The sequence below is a fragment of the Sphingobacterium sp. B16(2022) genome, assembly GCF_012030425.1.
Lineage (GTDB): Bacteria > Bacteroidota > Bacteroidia > Sphingobacteriales > Sphingobacteriaceae > Sphingobacterium > Sphingobacterium anhuiense.
Genome location: NZ_JAAUVN010000001.1, coordinates 1,609,955 through 1,624,398, shown reverse-complemented (window position 1 = coordinate 1,624,398; position 14,444 = coordinate 1,609,955). Strand labels below are relative to the sequence as shown.

The 14,444-nt window shown below is 33.8% G+C and carries 16 protein-coding genes and 1 pseudogene; 10 read left to right on the top strand and 7 right to left on the bottom strand.

The features are described 5' to 3' along the window. The first annotated feature begins 14 nt into the window (after positions 1-14). Positions 15-1,832 carry a RagB/SusD family nutrient uptake outer membrane protein gene (locus tag HCX49_RS07205; RefSeq protein ID WP_168126636.1) on the top strand — a complete coding sequence of 606 codons (1,818 nt, stop codon included), beginning with the start codon at positions 15-17 and terminating at the stop codon, positions 1,830-1,832. Between the two features lie 244 nt (positions 1,833-2,076). Here HCX49_RS07205 and HCX49_RS07200 read toward each other — a convergent pair whose 3' ends face one another. From HCX49_RS07200 to HCX49_RS07185, 4 genes are all read right to left on the bottom strand, one after another. Then, a complete protein-coding gene (locus HCX49_RS07200) occupies positions 2,077-2,604 on the bottom strand; it encodes an STM3941 family protein (protein WP_132768334.1) in 528 nt (175 codons plus the stop codon). 120 nt (positions 2,605-2,724) lie between these two features. Continuing rightward, positions 2,725-3,195 carry an OsmC family protein gene (locus tag HCX49_RS07195; protein WP_168126635.1) on the bottom strand — a complete coding sequence of 157 codons (471 nt, stop codon included), beginning with the start codon at positions 3,193-3,195 and terminating at the stop codon, positions 2,725-2,727. A 57-nt stretch (positions 3,196-3,252) separates the two neighbouring features. After that, on the bottom strand, positions 3,253-4,896 hold the full coding sequence (locus HCX49_RS07190) for a serine hydrolase (protein WP_168126634.1): 1,644 nt from the start codon (positions 4,894-4,896) through the stop codon (positions 3,253-3,255). 62 nt (positions 4,897-4,958) lie between these two features. After that, positions 4,959-5,285, bottom strand: a complete 327-nt coding sequence (locus HCX49_RS07185; protein ID WP_168126633.1) for a DUF6249 domain-containing protein — start codon at positions 5,283-5,285, stop codon at positions 4,959-4,961. Between the two features lie 123 nt (positions 5,286-5,408). Here HCX49_RS07185 and HCX49_RS07180 point away from each other — a divergent pair, with 123 nt between their 5' ends. Both HCX49_RS07180 and HCX49_RS07175 read left to right on the top strand, forming a co-directional pair. After that, complete coding sequence (locus tag HCX49_RS07180) at positions 5,409-5,996, top strand: RNA polymerase sigma factor (RefSeq protein WP_168126631.1); 588 nt, start codon at positions 5,409-5,411, stop codon at positions 5,994-5,996. After that, a complete protein-coding gene (locus HCX49_RS07175) occupies positions 5,993-6,358 on the top strand; it encodes a hypothetical protein (protein WP_168126630.1) in 366 nt (121 codons plus the stop codon). The genes HCX49_RS07180 and HCX49_RS07175 overlap by 4 nt, the downstream gene beginning before the upstream one ends. A 132-nt stretch (positions 6,359-6,490) precedes the next feature. On the opposite strand, the gene HCX49_RS07170 is transcribed toward HCX49_RS07175, so the two are convergent. The 3 genes from HCX49_RS07170 to HCX49_RS07160 form a co-directional block, all read right to left on the bottom strand. Further along, positions 6,491-7,117 carry a carbohydrate-binding family 9-like protein gene (locus HCX49_RS07170; RefSeq protein WP_206368289.1) on the bottom strand — a complete coding sequence of 209 codons (627 nt, stop codon included), beginning with the start codon at positions 7,115-7,117 and terminating at the stop codon, positions 6,491-6,493. Between the two features lie 191 nt (positions 7,118-7,308). Further along, complete coding sequence (locus HCX49_RS07165) at positions 7,309-8,538, bottom strand: DUF5009 domain-containing protein (RefSeq protein WP_168126627.1); 1,230 nt, start codon at positions 8,536-8,538, stop codon at positions 7,309-7,311. A gap of 44 nt (positions 8,539-8,582) precedes the next feature. Next, a complete protein-coding gene (locus HCX49_RS07160; RefSeq protein WP_317166815.1) occupies positions 8,583-9,569 on the bottom strand; it encodes a glycoside hydrolase family 18 protein in 987 nt (328 codons plus the stop codon). 319 nt (positions 9,570-9,888) lie between these two features. Between HCX49_RS07160 and HCX49_RS07155 the strand changes: the two genes are divergently transcribed. The 7 genes and pseudogenes from HCX49_RS07155 to HCX49_RS07130 all read left to right on the top strand — a co-directional run bounded on the left by HCX49_RS07155 (position 9,889) and on the right by HCX49_RS07130 (position 14,444). Further along, positions 9,889-10,440: a sigma-70 family RNA polymerase sigma factor gene (locus tag HCX49_RS07155; RefSeq protein ID WP_132768323.1), complete on the top strand. Its 552-nt coding sequence runs from the start codon at positions 9,889-9,891 to the stop codon at positions 10,438-10,440. Between the two features lie 9 nt (positions 10,441-10,449). Further along, positions 10,450-10,722 carry a hypothetical protein gene (locus HCX49_RS07150; protein WP_031288290.1) on the top strand — a complete coding sequence of 91 codons (273 nt, stop codon included), beginning with the start codon at positions 10,450-10,452 and terminating at the stop codon, positions 10,720-10,722. Positions 10,723-10,798: 76 nt separating this feature from the next. Beyond that, entirely contained in the window at positions 10,799-11,248 is a 450-nt protein-coding gene (locus HCX49_RS07145; RefSeq protein WP_132839737.1) for a DUF417 family protein, read from the top strand. An 11-nt stretch (positions 11,249-11,259) separates the two neighbouring features. Then, positions 11,260-11,835: pseudogene (gene msrA, locus HCX49_RS25805) on the top strand (peptide-methionine (S)-S-oxide reductase MsrA); the annotation flags it as partial. Between the two features lie 60 nt (positions 11,836-11,895). Beyond that, positions 11,896-12,366 carry a peptide-methionine (R)-S-oxide reductase MsrB gene (gene msrB / locus HCX49_RS25800; protein WP_262708415.1) on the top strand — a complete coding sequence of 157 codons (471 nt, stop codon included), beginning with the start codon at positions 11,896-11,898 and terminating at the stop codon, positions 12,364-12,366. Positions 12,367-12,854: 488 nt separating this feature from the next. Continuing rightward, positions 12,855-13,292 carry a nuclear transport factor 2 family protein gene (locus HCX49_RS07135; RefSeq protein WP_168126623.1) on the top strand — a complete coding sequence of 146 codons (438 nt, stop codon included), beginning with the start codon at positions 12,855-12,857 and terminating at the stop codon, positions 13,290-13,292. 207 nt (positions 13,293-13,499) lie between these two features. After that, complete coding sequence (locus tag HCX49_RS07130; protein WP_132839742.1) at positions 13,500-14,444, top strand: aldo/keto reductase; 945 nt, start codon at positions 13,500-13,502, stop codon at positions 14,442-14,444.

The window sequence follows — 14,444 nt, the reverse complement described above, 5'->3', positions numbered from 1 at the left end:
TAATGAAATGTATCATGAAAAATATAAATAGATGGATAATCGTCGGGGGTACATTAATGAGTATGTTTGCCCTAGTCACAAGTTGTAATGATGATTTTATGGATCGATATCCTACTACATCAGTTACTGAAGAAGTTTTTTTCAATAATATTACAGATTTAAAAACATATACAAATAGTTTTTACAATACTTTAAGTTCACCGATCGCAGATATCGGAACGGATAACTTGGCCCATCATAATTCAGGAAGCGCTATAGATGAAATGATGAGGGGAGGTATAACACCTCAAAATGCGAGTGTTTGGAGCTGGTCCACTTTGCGTGGGATCAACTTTTTTCTAGAAAATTATGGACGCGTTAAGAATGCCAGTGCAGAGGAAGTGAATCATTATGTCGGCATAGCCAAATTTTTCCGTGCACGGTTCTATATTGAAAAAGTCAATATGTATAATGATGTACCTTGGTATGGACACACTTTGAATACCGCAGATATTGAACCGCTACATAAGAAGCAAGATAGTAGAGCTTTGGTGGTTGATTCTATTATGGCTGACCTAGAATTTGCAGCAGCCCATATAAAACCTGACGGACACAAATCGACTGTAACTAAATGGGCAGCTTTAGCACAGCTGGCACAGTTTGCACTGCAAGAAGGTACATACCGTAAATATCATACCTACTTAGGTTTGGCTGCTAGTTCTAAAACGTTTCTAGAAAGAGCAGTATCTGCTTCGGAGAAAATCATAAATGAGGGTGGCTTTCAGATCAGTAAAGCCGGTGGTGTAGATAGAGCTTACAGAGACTTGTTTATCAGTCAAAATCTTCAGGCAAATCCGGAAACTATTATGTTTATCGATTACGATAAAGATTTGAATATGAGACGGAATACGCATACGGTATTGGATTATGAATGGGCTTTAAGCCAGACACTGATGGAAAGCTATTTGATGAAAGATGGGACTAGATTTACAAATCAACCAAATTATAAGACAAAAAATGTCAATGAAGTATTTGCAAATCGAGATCCACGTTTTGAGCAAACATTCATGAAGCCTGGATTTCAATCGATTGACGCAACGACACCACATCGTTTGAAGCCAACTTTAGGTGGGTATAATCAGATTAAATTTTATCCGGAAGTTACCGAAATGATTAGCTGGGAAGCTTCTTACACGGATGCATTTGTATTTAGATATGCTGAAGTCCTATTAATTTATGCAGAAGCTAAAGCAGAACTTGGAACTTTGAATAGTCAAGCAGATCTGGATAAGTCGATCAACCAACTAAGAGCGCGTGTTGCTATGCCTCCTATGATTTTAAGTGAAGCGATGGGTGCTGTAGATCCTATATTACAACAATACTATCCTAATGTAAAAGGAAATGTTGGACTAATTTTAGAAGTTAGAAGAGAAAGACGGGTTGAATTAGCATGTGAAGGCCAGCGCTATCGTGATATTTTTAGATGGGAAGTTGGTGAACGTCTTGCAGATCAACAGCAAGGTATGTATGTAAAGGCGTTAGGTGCAATGGATGTCACCGGTGACGGGAATCCCGATATAGCTATATTAGAATCGGCGAAAGATACAGGTCCTATTGCTGGGTTTACTCCAGAACAACTGAAGAACATTACACTTTACTACCTCAAAGATGCAAATGGTAATAATAATAGCATTTACCTAGAGAATGGAAGTAATGGACATATTATGTTTACTGTTGCTAGGGATAATAAGAAAAACTTTATTAAAAATAAGCACTACTATTATCCTATCGCCAATAGTCAAATGGTGTTAAGTGGAAGTAACTTAGTGCAAACATTAGGTTGGGAACAATAGTAGGAAATAATCGATCTTACATAACCCTAAGAGAAGATTAAGAAGGTAGTTAAGAGAAGGCTTATCTGTGATGGGATAAGCCTTCTCTATTTTTGTATTTTTCTTAAATTTGGAAATTTATTAGATCGACCTTAATTAAATAATAGTGCCATAAAAGTCTTTTCGCAGAATCGGAAATGAAGGTTTCTATTATAGTATGATGGTTTTACAGGAGACCATTCATATTATTATCGAAAATGAATAACTATGCAACTTGTTGTTTCCAGTAAGATACAAACAAGTCATAGAGTTCATTTATGCTCATATCAATTTCGGAAGCAGAATACATGATCTGTAATTCTTGAGATTGTTTATCAAAAGCCATATTCCAAAACATCTTGGAAAGTTTTGTTTGGTAATATGCTACATTTGTTAAGTATACAACCACCAAAGTATCGCCACCAACTTTTTGAACTTCTAAACCAGTAACATCTTTCCAGTTAATTGCTCCAATACCTCTTGATAGAGGTGAGGTTTTTCCGCTTACAGTGTTTTCATTCAATTCAAAAATTGCAGACTTATCATTCATATTTATGATACTCTTTATCACGAAAATCAGCATAATCAAAAATACAGCCCCACTAGCCACTGCTACCTTTGCTTTAAAAATATCGTCAAAAGTGCCTAATCCATAAATAAATACAATGCCCAGGACTAGACAGATCGCTCCAGAACTGATTAATAACTTTCTGCTTTTAGCTGTATCTCTAAAGATTTTAATTTCTTTGTTCATATATCATGTATGTATTAATGAACAGCGAAAGTAAAGAATTTTATCATATACCCAAGAAAATTGCGAAGTTATATGCGTTATTTATATACCTGTCTTTTATGGAAAGTACCTATTATATTTTTATTCTGCGAGGCATGTCGGCATATGCATTACAGGAAAATTGCACGAATTGGCTATAAAACAAAGTTGATTAGCTTTTTTGTGCAAATCTAACGCTAATGCAATTTGCTCCGGATTTAAAATAACCACTGCAGGTTTTAGTATTATCTCCACAAAATGGCCACTAGCATCTGAATTAACTTCTAATATAGCTTCTGCATGGTCTGTGTAAGAGATGACCTCAATGTTGTTTTGATCACAAAGATAAAGATAAGACATCATGTGGCATGAAACTAAGCTACTCAGCAAGAGATCTTCTGGATTGTATAGACTTGGATCCCCTTTGAAAGCTTTAGCTGCAGAGATTGCCAGATCACTTTTCCCTTCAATAGAAATGTGATGGCTTTTACTATAAACTTTAGATTTAGGAGAAGCTACCTTCTCTGTTGAAAACCAACTTAGTGCTACTTTAAAGATGTGCTTGAACGCCATTTTTTATTTCAAATTTAACTCCATTATACTAGATATCCAATATTAACACTAATTTGGCTACAATTTATGTGCTTTCATTTCACTATTCTGAATTTTGTTTAAACCAATGATTTTGTTTTTGGAATCAATCTGAAAGATAAGGGAAGCATCTAGGTCTCGCGCGAAGAATTTATGCTTTGCAAAGGGTACAAGTTCTTTTTTATCATGACCAACCTGTCCATAAAGTTTATTATGCTCTAGGGTTACTTTAAATACAGGTCCTGGATTAAATTGATAACTACCCACATATTCTTGCAATAACTTTAAAGGTAGTTTAATGCTGTTATATAATGTTATCTCATTGTTTTCCCGATAGCCATTGACCGATATTCCTGTACTCTTCATTATAAAGTTAGCTTCCTTAGATCGTCCTTTTCCAATAAAATCTAAAATGATTAAACTATTTCCTAAAGTAAATTGATCTTTTGCAATTGGAATTAATCGAGTTTTTGTTCCTCCAAGAGTATAGTACATCAGACAACCATCTTCTAATCGGATAATGTATTTTGTGTCATTATCGAGTTTATAAACTCCTTGATAAGTAGCTAATTGCTTAGCTGTTAAAATAACTTCATGAGCTGTATATGGTTTTCCTAAACTTATAGCGAGCATTTTTGACCCCAGTAGATCTAGATCTACTGGGCTATCACTATTTCTAAATATAGATATGGCTATTTGCTCTTCTGGTAAATAAGCGACATAAGTATAAAAGCCATTGATTACTCCCACATGCTTAACACTGAGAGTTCCTTGTACATTACCGATTTCCCAACCGTACCCATATCCAGTTAACCTTCCATTCGTTAGTTTAAAAGACGTAAAGGCTTTTTTAATCGTTTCAGGTTTCAGAAGTAAGCCATTAGACAGCGCTTTATACCAAATTTGTATATCTCTGGGAGTGGAAGCTAATGATCCTGCTGCATACGGCAATGTCATGCTTAAGAAATTCGTATTTTGATAACTTCCATTTCTTTGTGAATAGCCAGATACCCGCCCTTTAATAATTTTAACAGGATCGTCGAAGTAAGAGTGTACCATTCCTAATGGTTTAAAAATATTCTCTTCAATATATGTTGCATAAGATTGACCCGTAATTTTTTCAATGATATTGCCCAATAATACATAACCAGAATTAGAATACTTATAATTGGTTCCTGGTTCGTATTCAAGGGGCTCATCCTTAAAAAGATTAATTAGTGCTGTTGGCGTTAAATCTTTCCTTTTTAATTCTTCAGTAAAGCTACTCAGACCTGTATAATTTTTTATTCCAGCAGTGTGCGTAAGAAGAGCCTCAATAGAGATTATTTTATTTTTCGTCGGAAATTCCGGAATGTATTTTCGAATATCATCTTGGAGCGATAATTTACCTTGTTCTAGAAGCTTTAAGATCGCACAGGCTGTAAACTGTTTGGAAATTGAACCTAAGCGAAATACATGGTCTAATCCCATGTCAATATCCAGTTCTATATTAGCTTTTCCGGATGTATTCTTGTAAAGAATTTGATTACCTTTTGTGAGGCATATAACAGTGCCAGGTGCATTATTAGGAAGCTCACTTTTGACGATTGAGTCAAATAAGATAACATTTTGTTGCGCAATACTTATGCTAGGTGAAAGAATGGAAAATCCAAGGCATAGCAATGCCATAAATGATAGTTTCATTTTAAAAAATTTAGGTAAATATTAAATTAGATTGATATGAGTAATTGTGCTAATCCTTCTGCTTATTTCTTTTTGAGTAAATAGAAAGAGGTAATTAGAGCTACACCCAATCCAAGAAAAATACATGTCATCATCAATGTCAGTTTTTGTAGAGGGAATAGTACACTTAACATAGTGCCACTAACAATTCCCAATGAAATTCCAATACTGATAATACCTATTACTAATAATAGTGGTCTGAAATCTGATTGACCTTTGAAGTAATCCGGTTTCAATCCTCTTTCCAGAATTTCCATTCGCTCTTTGTGTCTAGTGGTGAAATAGTAATAACTGATTCCAAATACAACGAGAGAAATAGATATAAATAGTGCTGCTGATGTGCTTTGCATGTCAAATTATTTATTGTTTATTTCTTAATGAGACTGAAAATTTTTATCATTGGTCACCAATGTGACCAATTTTTTTTAAACGAGTCTAAGCATTAGTATAAGAAAATTAATCTAGCCACAAGTATGCTGTTTGGACAACCCCGTAAGAAAGAAGATTATTATTTGCAAAAGGCGATTCAGGGTGAAAGAGAAGGGTTTGAATATCTTGTGGCTACGTATAGAAACTTAGCATATACACTTGCTCTTAAAATTTGTGGTAATAGTGAAAATGCTGAAGAAGTAGTGCAGGATGCCTTTATGAAGGCCTTCAGTGGATTAGCACATTTTCGTAACGCGGCAAAATTTTCAACATGGCTTTATAAAATTGTGTATTACACTGCATTAACTAAAAAAAGAAATCAACGTAATGACACACAGGAGCTTAATGAAAACTCAGATGCAACTGCTTATATATCGGATGAAAAAAAAGAATTTAATAATTTAGTAGTTGCTGATCGACAGAAGTACATCAATTTGGCCCTCAACCAGCTTGGAGAAGAGGAGAGGATTGTAATCACTCTTCACTATCTGGGCGAAAAAAGTATTTCCGAGATCTCAGAAATACTTGACCTTGGAAAATCAGCAATTAAAATGAAACTGCTACGTGCAAGAAAAAAGTTAGAAAAAGCTCTTAAGGGCTTACTTAATGACGAATTAAAGGATATATTATGAAAGATAGAATATTAAAAGAAAATGATCCATTAGCTAACTTGCTCAACCGAGAATTAATGGATGTTCCTTCTTCTGAGTTTTCAGATAAATTACTCCATTCTTCAATAGCGAGTTATAAAGTCAGTTATCGGATAAAATATCTGAAGCAAGAACGTTTGGGCAAGATCATTATGCTTGTGCTTATTTTTTTTAATTTAATGATGTTACATATTTTGAACCCTCTAAAGCTGAGTACCATCGTTTCATTCTTTTTTCTAGTAACAGCCGTTTCCATTGGATTATTATGTCTATGGATACTATTGAAATCAGCTCATAAGACCACAAATAAAATAGAATTAAAATTGCATTCGCAAAATAATTAATCAAATATTACAGGCTAAGAAAATTTGATCATATCAGTGCTTAAACCTGAAAACTACATCAGAATTAGGTTTTATAAAGTTCTTGCTAAGAAAATAGGATGAGAGACATAATACGAAAGATCTAACTCATCTTTATTGAAAGTTTATATTTCCAAAAAAATCTATAGCATGAAACTGTGGATGCGGTAAATGAATAGGAGACCAAGATAAATAATGAGGCTGTTCCAATTTATCACCGCATTTATAAAAGTTCCCTTTAAACTTTTGATTAGCAAATGAATCCATTGGATTTAAATAGAAAGCAGTTAATGGTATGATGACAGCTAGTTGCCAAGAGGTTGTTTGATTTTGAATATTGATAGGATCGCTACCTAAAGATGACCATCGCTTGATACTGTTTAATATAGGTTCTGTGGCCAATGCACGTTTTCCAGGCTTACCTGCCTGCAATAATAACTTTCCGATACAGTTGAATTCAAAATTATAATAGGTTAAATCAGAGGCCTGAGGTTGGACAAAAAATTCAACACATGCATCTTGAAATACTTTCCCGTTATCATGATTAGTAACAGCCCGTACATGTTTCTCCTCCACTAGGTAATGAATTAATAAGGCCTTATCGGTATATGCAATAGCAAAACTAACCCGCGGTTTATAGGGATATGTAGCCCAATTCACCTGATCAATAGCTTGATAGGTAATAGCCGCTTTATTAAAAAAAAGAGGGATATCTTTAGGATCAGCTATATCCGTTTTCAATCTCACTACTGTTAAAGACTTTGACCTGTTATGCACTTGGGCAGTTAAGTTACATGTTGTAAATACCGCGAAAAAAAGAAGTACAGCTCGAATCGAATTTCTCATTATAGATATAAGGTAAATATTTAAGTCAGCTATGGTGCTGGTATCAAAGCTTATTTAGAACACAACATAATCATATTTTCTATGTTTTATAGCCGTAGTTTTATATTCATTTTTTCAAAAAGGCCAGCTGTCCAGATTACTAAAATAGCAAAAAGAAAGCAATTAAGAAGACCTGGCAACCCAGAGGTTAATTGATCGGGTAATGTAATTAAGGTTAAACTAGAGGCTGCATAATACAAATAAGGTATACAATAAGTAGTAAGTGTACTTGTACCAGCTGGTTTGATCCATTTAAACCATCCTGTCAAGTTATAATAGGTTAAGATATCCATTAAAGTATATGTCAAGAGAGAAATACATAAGACATAAAATAACCAAGGTAATGTCGCCGAGATTTTATTTACAATCCAATATTGATGACAGAAATATCCCATCGCTAAACTGATCAACCCAGATAAAATGATATAGAACCATTGCATGCTTTTAGATAATTTTTCCATTTTAGCAAGTGACATACTGAGTATTACACCACCCATGGTGAAAGCTGTTAATACGCCATTGCCGATATGAAATAGTGCAATGAATCCGTCAATAAAATTACCTTTTGGTAGATTTAAGATTGAAGTTCCACCAAACTCTGCTTTTAATGGCGTTTTAAGAATTGCGATTAAAATAAGGATGACAGCAATGTAAAATAGGTATTTCTGTCGATCAGAAAATAGTAAATAAACAGTCGCACAAAAGAAATAAGAAAAACCAATCATCCCAAGAATACCCCAATTCGAAGAAAATACAGATCCATTTGCTCCTCTAAAGCTAATTGCTAAATAGAGAAGTATGAGTACACCTATTATTTTGAAGATGGGGATCAGGCCTTGTATTCGATGATTCGTAACCTTTGAATAGTCGTTCCAGATGGCAACAAAAGCTAGGATCATTAGTACCCAATAGATAGCGATTGAATAAGGAGTGTCTGCCGCTAGCCCGGCTTCGGAATTTCCGATAAAAACTCCAGTAATCAAAAGTGCAAATGTACGGGACAAAATATGTTTTATTGTCGATAGCGATTCATATCCTTTAGTATACCGTATCTCGATTGCATAAGGTATGGATAAACCGACAGAGAAAAGAAAGCATGGAAATATAACATCTGCTAGCCCCATAAAATCTTCTCCATAAGCAGCATGCTCAAGATAATGGGGAACGTCATGAATTTTCCAAAAATCATTAACAAAGATCATAATCAACATGGTCAGTGCCCGCATCATATCAATTGCTGGATTCCGCTTATGATAAAATAAACTTTGCTTTTCCATTCTTTCACAATAAGGTTATTCCTGTACTTATGTTCAATTGTTGATTACTCGAATATTCCTGAATAAACTGTACTTCGAAGTATTCCATCTTCTGTATCACCAGCATATTCCCAATACATAGCTCCTAATAAACCTTTTGCTCTTATAAAATCGCACTTGAGCCTGATGGATTCGGGGCTTTCATAGGACAAAACAAATTCTCCTTGTTGATTGACCATGTAATTCGCTTTTGCAACATCATCCCATTTTTTTTCCAATCCTTGTAGCTTTAATAAGTCTTTGTAATCGATAAAACTTTTAACTTCTTCCTTATTTCCTCTTCCATAAAAGGGTATTCCTAAAACAAATTTGTGAGCAGGCATCCCCGCGGTAATATGTGCTGCTACTGCTTCTTCACATGTTGTATTACCAGACAATGCTGATCGGTATAGGCTCGCATGGTGGTAAGGAGGATTACCGGAATCGTAGGTCATGATATTGACAAAATTTAGATAAGGTGCAACTATATCGAAAGCCACATATTTACCACTTGCCACAGAAGCCATAGTTAGCAATTTTTTAGTGCCAATAGCTTTTCTAATCGCTTTCATCAATAAACTAAAATTATGGGTATCATTAATATGGGAAGATATACCTGCGGCCGAACTAGTAGGGTATTCCCAGTCAATATCAATACCATCTAAATGAAATTGTTTGACAGCTCGAGCGCAATCTTTGGCAAATTGCTCTCTTTTAGTGTTATCTGAGGCCATCTCACTAAATCGGCCACTTCCCCAACCACCGATCGATAATAATACCTTAAGATGAGCATATTTTTTCTTCAGATCGACAATCGATTGTAACCGTGTTTCATTATCGATACGAATACCATTAAAAGCATCATTAACATGACCAAATGCGTAATTAATATGTGTAATCTGTGTTGGATCGGGTATATCTGATGTCCAGGAAGTTACATAGGCGACTATAACCTTACTAGGTTTCTTTTTCGCAAAAATGGGTGAGACAGTAGATATTAGCAGTATTAACACAATAATAAGCTGAAAGGAAAAAAACGCTATACACGATTTCTCATTCTTTTTAATTAGCATAAGTTTCAATATATTAGATCTTTTTTTTAATGTTAGGTTAGTCCTATCTGTAAATATAATATATTATTTGTTGATAATCAATTCGTTCTATATCTTTTTTTCTAACAAGATAAATTGTCTGAACTAAAATGAAAAGTATATTTAAACATCCTTTTATCTAGCATTAACCTACCCAATCTGCTTACATCGTCCGGTTAATGTTGATAGAAGTCAGAAGTTTATTCTTTAACTTTATAAACCAGTATATTTGAATTGCAGCATGAATGAAAAGATAGAGACAATTAATAGGTGGATTGACCAATACAGTCTGCCCTTATTAAAAAGAGCAATGTATTTAGTGTCTGATAAAGAAGATGCCGAGGATTTGGTACAAGATGTTTTTATAAATGCCTTTGAGTCATATACTAACTTCAAGGGTAATAGTAGTCCCTTAACTTGGCTCATGCGTATCTTAAAGAATAAAGTTGCTGATTTCTATCGTAAAAAGTACCGTCATAACGATCAGATCAGTTTGGATTATTTTTTTGATGAATCAGGATCATGGAAAAGTGATGATATACTATATGAGTGGAACGAAGAACAAAATCTGCTGGATGACAAAGAGTTCCATATTGCTTTGGAGGAGTGTTTAGAAGGTCTTCCTTTAAAGTGGAAAATCCCTGTAAAGCTTTATTATCTCGAAGAAAAAAAGGCAGCTATAGTTTGTCAGGAAACCGGAATTACAACGACTAACCTTTGGAAAATACTTCAGAGAAGTCGTTTACAATTACGGGCCTGTTTGGAAAATAATTGGTTTAATACTCAAAATTAAAACATTACTATGTTAAAAAGAACCATACACTTTTTACTGCTCTCTTGTTCTGAGACGACTTTGTTAATTGAACTGCAAAATGCTGACGAATTATCATTAATTCAAAGACTAAGATTAAAGGGACATCTTTCTATTTGTAAATGGTGCCGCGCTTATGAGAGAAAGTTTATTTTTATGGATACACTTTTGCGCAACAATCTGAATAAAGGGCATAATCAGGTTATTCATGAAAATGATATACAGGAGTTTAAAAGTAAAATAAAAAGTAAAATTAAAACTTAATCTTTTTTGTCAGGATTTGAAAGTATCAGCGACTATTGATGTAAAGAAACATCACTGAACTTTAAAATCAATCAAAATGCATGCAAAAAACAAAAATAATGATCCAAATATAGGGTCTTCGTTAGGTTACTATATTTCGTTTGGAGGAGCAGTTCTTATTTTACTTTGGATAGGAATATTTAAGTTTACACCTACGGAGGCAAATGCGATTAAACCACTGATAGAAAATCATCCACTATCGGCTTGGATGTATACCATATTGAGTGTGCAAACCGTATCGAATATAGTTGGTGTAGTGGAAATTTTGGTAGCAATTTTACTGATTCTGACATTAAAATTTGACGAACTGAAAAAATATGCAGGATTTGCAATGTGCGTCATATTCCTGATGACATTGAGTTACTTATTCACCACACCAAATATGTGGAAGATTATAGATGGCGTACCCTATACAGATTTTTTTATACTTAAAGATCTGATGTATCTAGGATTTGGTATGCATTTGGTAAGTTATAAGACAGTTTAAAACATAAAACAATGAAAAATACATTAATAATATTGATATGTTCTATTGGAGTTGTCACATTGATGGCAATGGGTTTTGCTTTAAAGAAAAAGACAATAGAGCCACTAAATAAAATACCAACCGACATGAATCGTAAAACAAAAGAAATTTATTTTGCAGGAGGATGCTTTTGGGGTACAGAGCATTTTTTTAAACAAGTAAGAGGTGTTACTGCTACAGAAGTAGGATATGCGAATGGAACAGTTGTAAAACCAACTTATGAGGCAGTTTCTAAAGGTGTAACAGGAGCTGCAGAAACCGTTAAAGTTGTCTATGACCCCGAAGAAATTGATTTAGAACTGTTAATTGACTTGTTTTTCAAAACGATCGATCCAACACTTTTAAATCAACAAGGGAATGATATAGGAACCCAATACCGGACAGGTATTTTTTTCTCCAATAAAGAAGATGAAAGTTTAGTACATCAAAAAATTGAGGAATTAGGAAGGGCTTATCCGCAAAAGAAAATAGTGGTAGAATTTGGACCTGTAAAGAGTTTTTATGATGCAGAAACATATCATCAAGATTATTTGGACAAGAATCCTGGAGGCTATTGTCATATAGGGGCAGATTTATTTGAATTAGCAAAGAAGGCAAACCCTGTCAAAGTGGGGGAATATAAAAAAAAGGATAAAGAAACCTTAAAAAAAGAACTTACGGATATCCAGTACAATGTAACGCAAAAAAACGCTACCGAAAGAGCTTTTGATAATGAGTACTGGAATGAATTTAGAGAAGGGATCTATGTTGATGTGACTACAGGCGAACCATTGTTTATATCTTCAGATAAGTTTGAGTCGGATTGTGGATGGCCAAGTTTTTCAAAACCGATTAGTGAGAAAATAGTGAAGGAACTATCGGATAATTCATACGGAATGGAACGTACTGAGGTGCGCAGTAAGACAGGCGATGCACATTTAGGACATATTTTTAATGATGGTCCAGCAGATAAAGGAGGTTTAAGATATTGTATCAATAGTGCATCTATCAAATTTATTCCTAAAGATGAAATGGCTACGAAAGGTTATGCTAAGTATATCGCATTGTTAGAGAAAAAAGATCAGAAGTCAATTAAATAACATGTTGTTAGGTAGTTCTTTATTTTATAATCATTTTCGAATTATCAGGATGGAAATTTATACATAAGATAATCCGTACATGATAAAGTTATTTATATAAGTGTTATCATTAAATAGGCGATGTGTTAAAATTATTATAGACAATCTCAGAGAGAGTAAGATATTTTAAAGATGAACTTACTCTCTTTTTTTATCTATTTATTTTTCCCTCGAACCGCTTAAAATATCTATTCATATACATTTAACAGGGCCGTAATTTATAACATGCATTCACGCGACGTCATTTACTTTAATAATGATGGATTGTCTATTCACCTTCAGTATACTGTTTTTTAGCGAGTTTAATATATTGTTAATCTAAATGTAATAAACAATATACGTTGTTTGTCTTAATTTTGAATCAGAAAGTTAAAGGAAATTATTAAGGGAAAAATTATCCAAAAATCTACTCATTTAAAGCACAACAAACGAGTACTAAAAAATAAAACATGATGACAACGTTAGTAAAAACATTCGCAGCGGTAGCATTAGTAACTTTAGGTAGCATTACTATGGCGGCAGATAAACCAGAAAAAAGTATGATTAATCTTTCTACAGCTAACTTAGCAATTGGTCAATATATAGAAATCATTACCGAAGGACAATCAATAGGATTAGAGCAGTTGTTTGCAAGCGATTTTAATCAGAAAGTCCAAGGGACACATGCAAAAACAAATAGTCGATCAGAACTTATTAACTTCTTTAAAAAGCAAAAAGGAGAGCGATTAAACTGTAAGACTACCGCACAGATTTTAGAAACCTCCAAAGACTACGCTATTGCCAAAGTGATCATGCAATTCGATAGCTTTACCAAGATTGACATTGTAACTTTAATCAATGATAAGGGGACTTGGAAAATAACGGACTCCGTCACCTCATATAAATAGAAAATTTCACTGAAAAATATAGGTTTTATATCAGGCCATATCGTTAGATATGGCTTTTTCTATTAGACATACATTTCTATAATATTACTCTTTTTGTTCTAAGATATTATAACTTTATTAGAACTAAAGAGTCAACATCTTGACAAACTGATGAATTTATTAAAATGTGAATAAGTTATTTTTACTGAAATATTTATTTGAATAAACATGAAAAAAGTAACAATTAAAAATACAGATTTAGAAATTGCTCCGATCAATTTTGGAGGTAATGTTTTTGGATGGACTTTAGATGAAAAAGAATCATTTGATATTTTAGACGCGTTTGTAGATGAAGGTTTTAATTTTGTGGATACTGCAGATACATATTCTTGGTGGGTGAATGGAGTAGGAGGCCAGTCTGAGACTATCATTGGAAAATGGATGAAGCTACGTAATAACAGAGAAAATATTGTCATTGCAACAAAAGTGGGATCTGAAACAAAAGAACATCCTGTTGATATCAGTAAAAAACATATCTTGAAATCCGTTGATGAATCTTTACAGCGTTTAGGTACAGACCATATCGATCTGTATTATACGCATTTTGATGATCAAATAACACCAATTGAGGAAACATTATCTGCGTATGACGAAATTATTAAGGCTGGTAAAGTTCGTTATATTGCAGCTTCTAATCTATCCCCTAAGCGATTGATAGAATCTTTTGATGTTGCTGAGAAGAACAATTTTCCGAAATATGTAGCGCTTCAACCACATTATAATTTGATGGAACGCACTACTTTTGAAAAGGATTACGCACCTTTAGTTGAAAAATATGATTTAAGTACTTTTTCATACTGGTCATTAGCCGCCGGATTTCTAACAGGAAAATATAGAAATGAATCAGATCTTAACAAGAGTGCGCGTGGTGAAGGAGTGCGGAAATATTTAAATGCTGAGGGATTAAATGTGCTGTCAGCTCTTGATAAAATAGCATTGAAATATCATACACAACCAGCAACAATAGCCTTAGCGTGGCTACTGGCCAATCCATTAATTACAGCACCAATAGTAAGCGCAACGAGTAATAATCAATTGAAAACGCTATTTGATGCTCCTAAAATCACTTTAGATCAGGAAGATTTAGCATTATTGAATGAGGTCAGTAAATAA

Coding starts and splice junctions, on each gene's coding strand:
- HCX49_RS07145 (WP_132839737.1), top strand. CDS start 10,799: ATGCATGCAAAAAACAAAAATAATGATCCAAATATAGGGTCTTCGTTA.
- HCX49_RS07165 (WP_168126627.1), bottom strand. CDS start 8,538: ATGGAAAAGCAAAGTTTATTTTATCATAAGCGGAATCCAGCAATTGAT.
- HCX49_RS07150 (WP_031288290.1), top strand. CDS start 10,450: ATGTTAAAAAGAACCATACACTTTTTACTGCTCTCTTGTTCTGAGACG.
- HCX49_RS07130 (WP_132839742.1), top strand. CDS start 13,500: ATGAAAAAAGTAACAATTAAAAATACAGATTTAGAAATTGCTCCGATC.
- HCX49_RS07205 (WP_168126636.1), top strand. CDS start 15: ATGAAAAATATAAATAGATGGATAATCGTCGGGGGTACATTAATGAGT.
- HCX49_RS07155 (WP_132768323.1), top strand. CDS start 9,889: ATGAATGAAAAGATAGAGACAATTAATAGGTGGATTGACCAATACAGT.
- HCX49_RS07200 (WP_132768334.1), bottom strand. CDS start 2,604: ATGAACAAAGAAATTAAAATCTTTAGAGATACAGCTAAAAGCAGAAAG.
- HCX49_RS07185 (WP_168126633.1), bottom strand. CDS start 5,285: ATGCAAAGCACATCAGCAGCACTATTTATATCTATTTCTCTCGTTGTA.
- HCX49_RS07135 (WP_168126623.1), top strand. CDS start 12,855: ATGATGACAACGTTAGTAAAAACATTCGCAGCGGTAGCATTAGTAACT.
- HCX49_RS07175 (WP_168126630.1), top strand. CDS start 5,993: ATGAAAGATAGAATATTAAAAGAAAATGATCCATTAGCTAACTTGCTC.
- HCX49_RS07195 (WP_168126635.1), bottom strand. CDS start 3,195: ATGGCGTTCAAGCACATCTTTAAAGTAGCACTAAGTTGGTTTTCAACA.
- HCX49_RS07190 (WP_168126634.1), bottom strand. CDS start 4,896: ATGAAACTATCATTTATGGCATTGCTATGCCTTGGATTTTCCATTCTT.
- HCX49_RS07180 (WP_168126631.1), top strand. CDS start 5,409: ATGCTGTTTGGACAACCCCGTAAGAAAGAAGATTATTATTTGCAAAAG.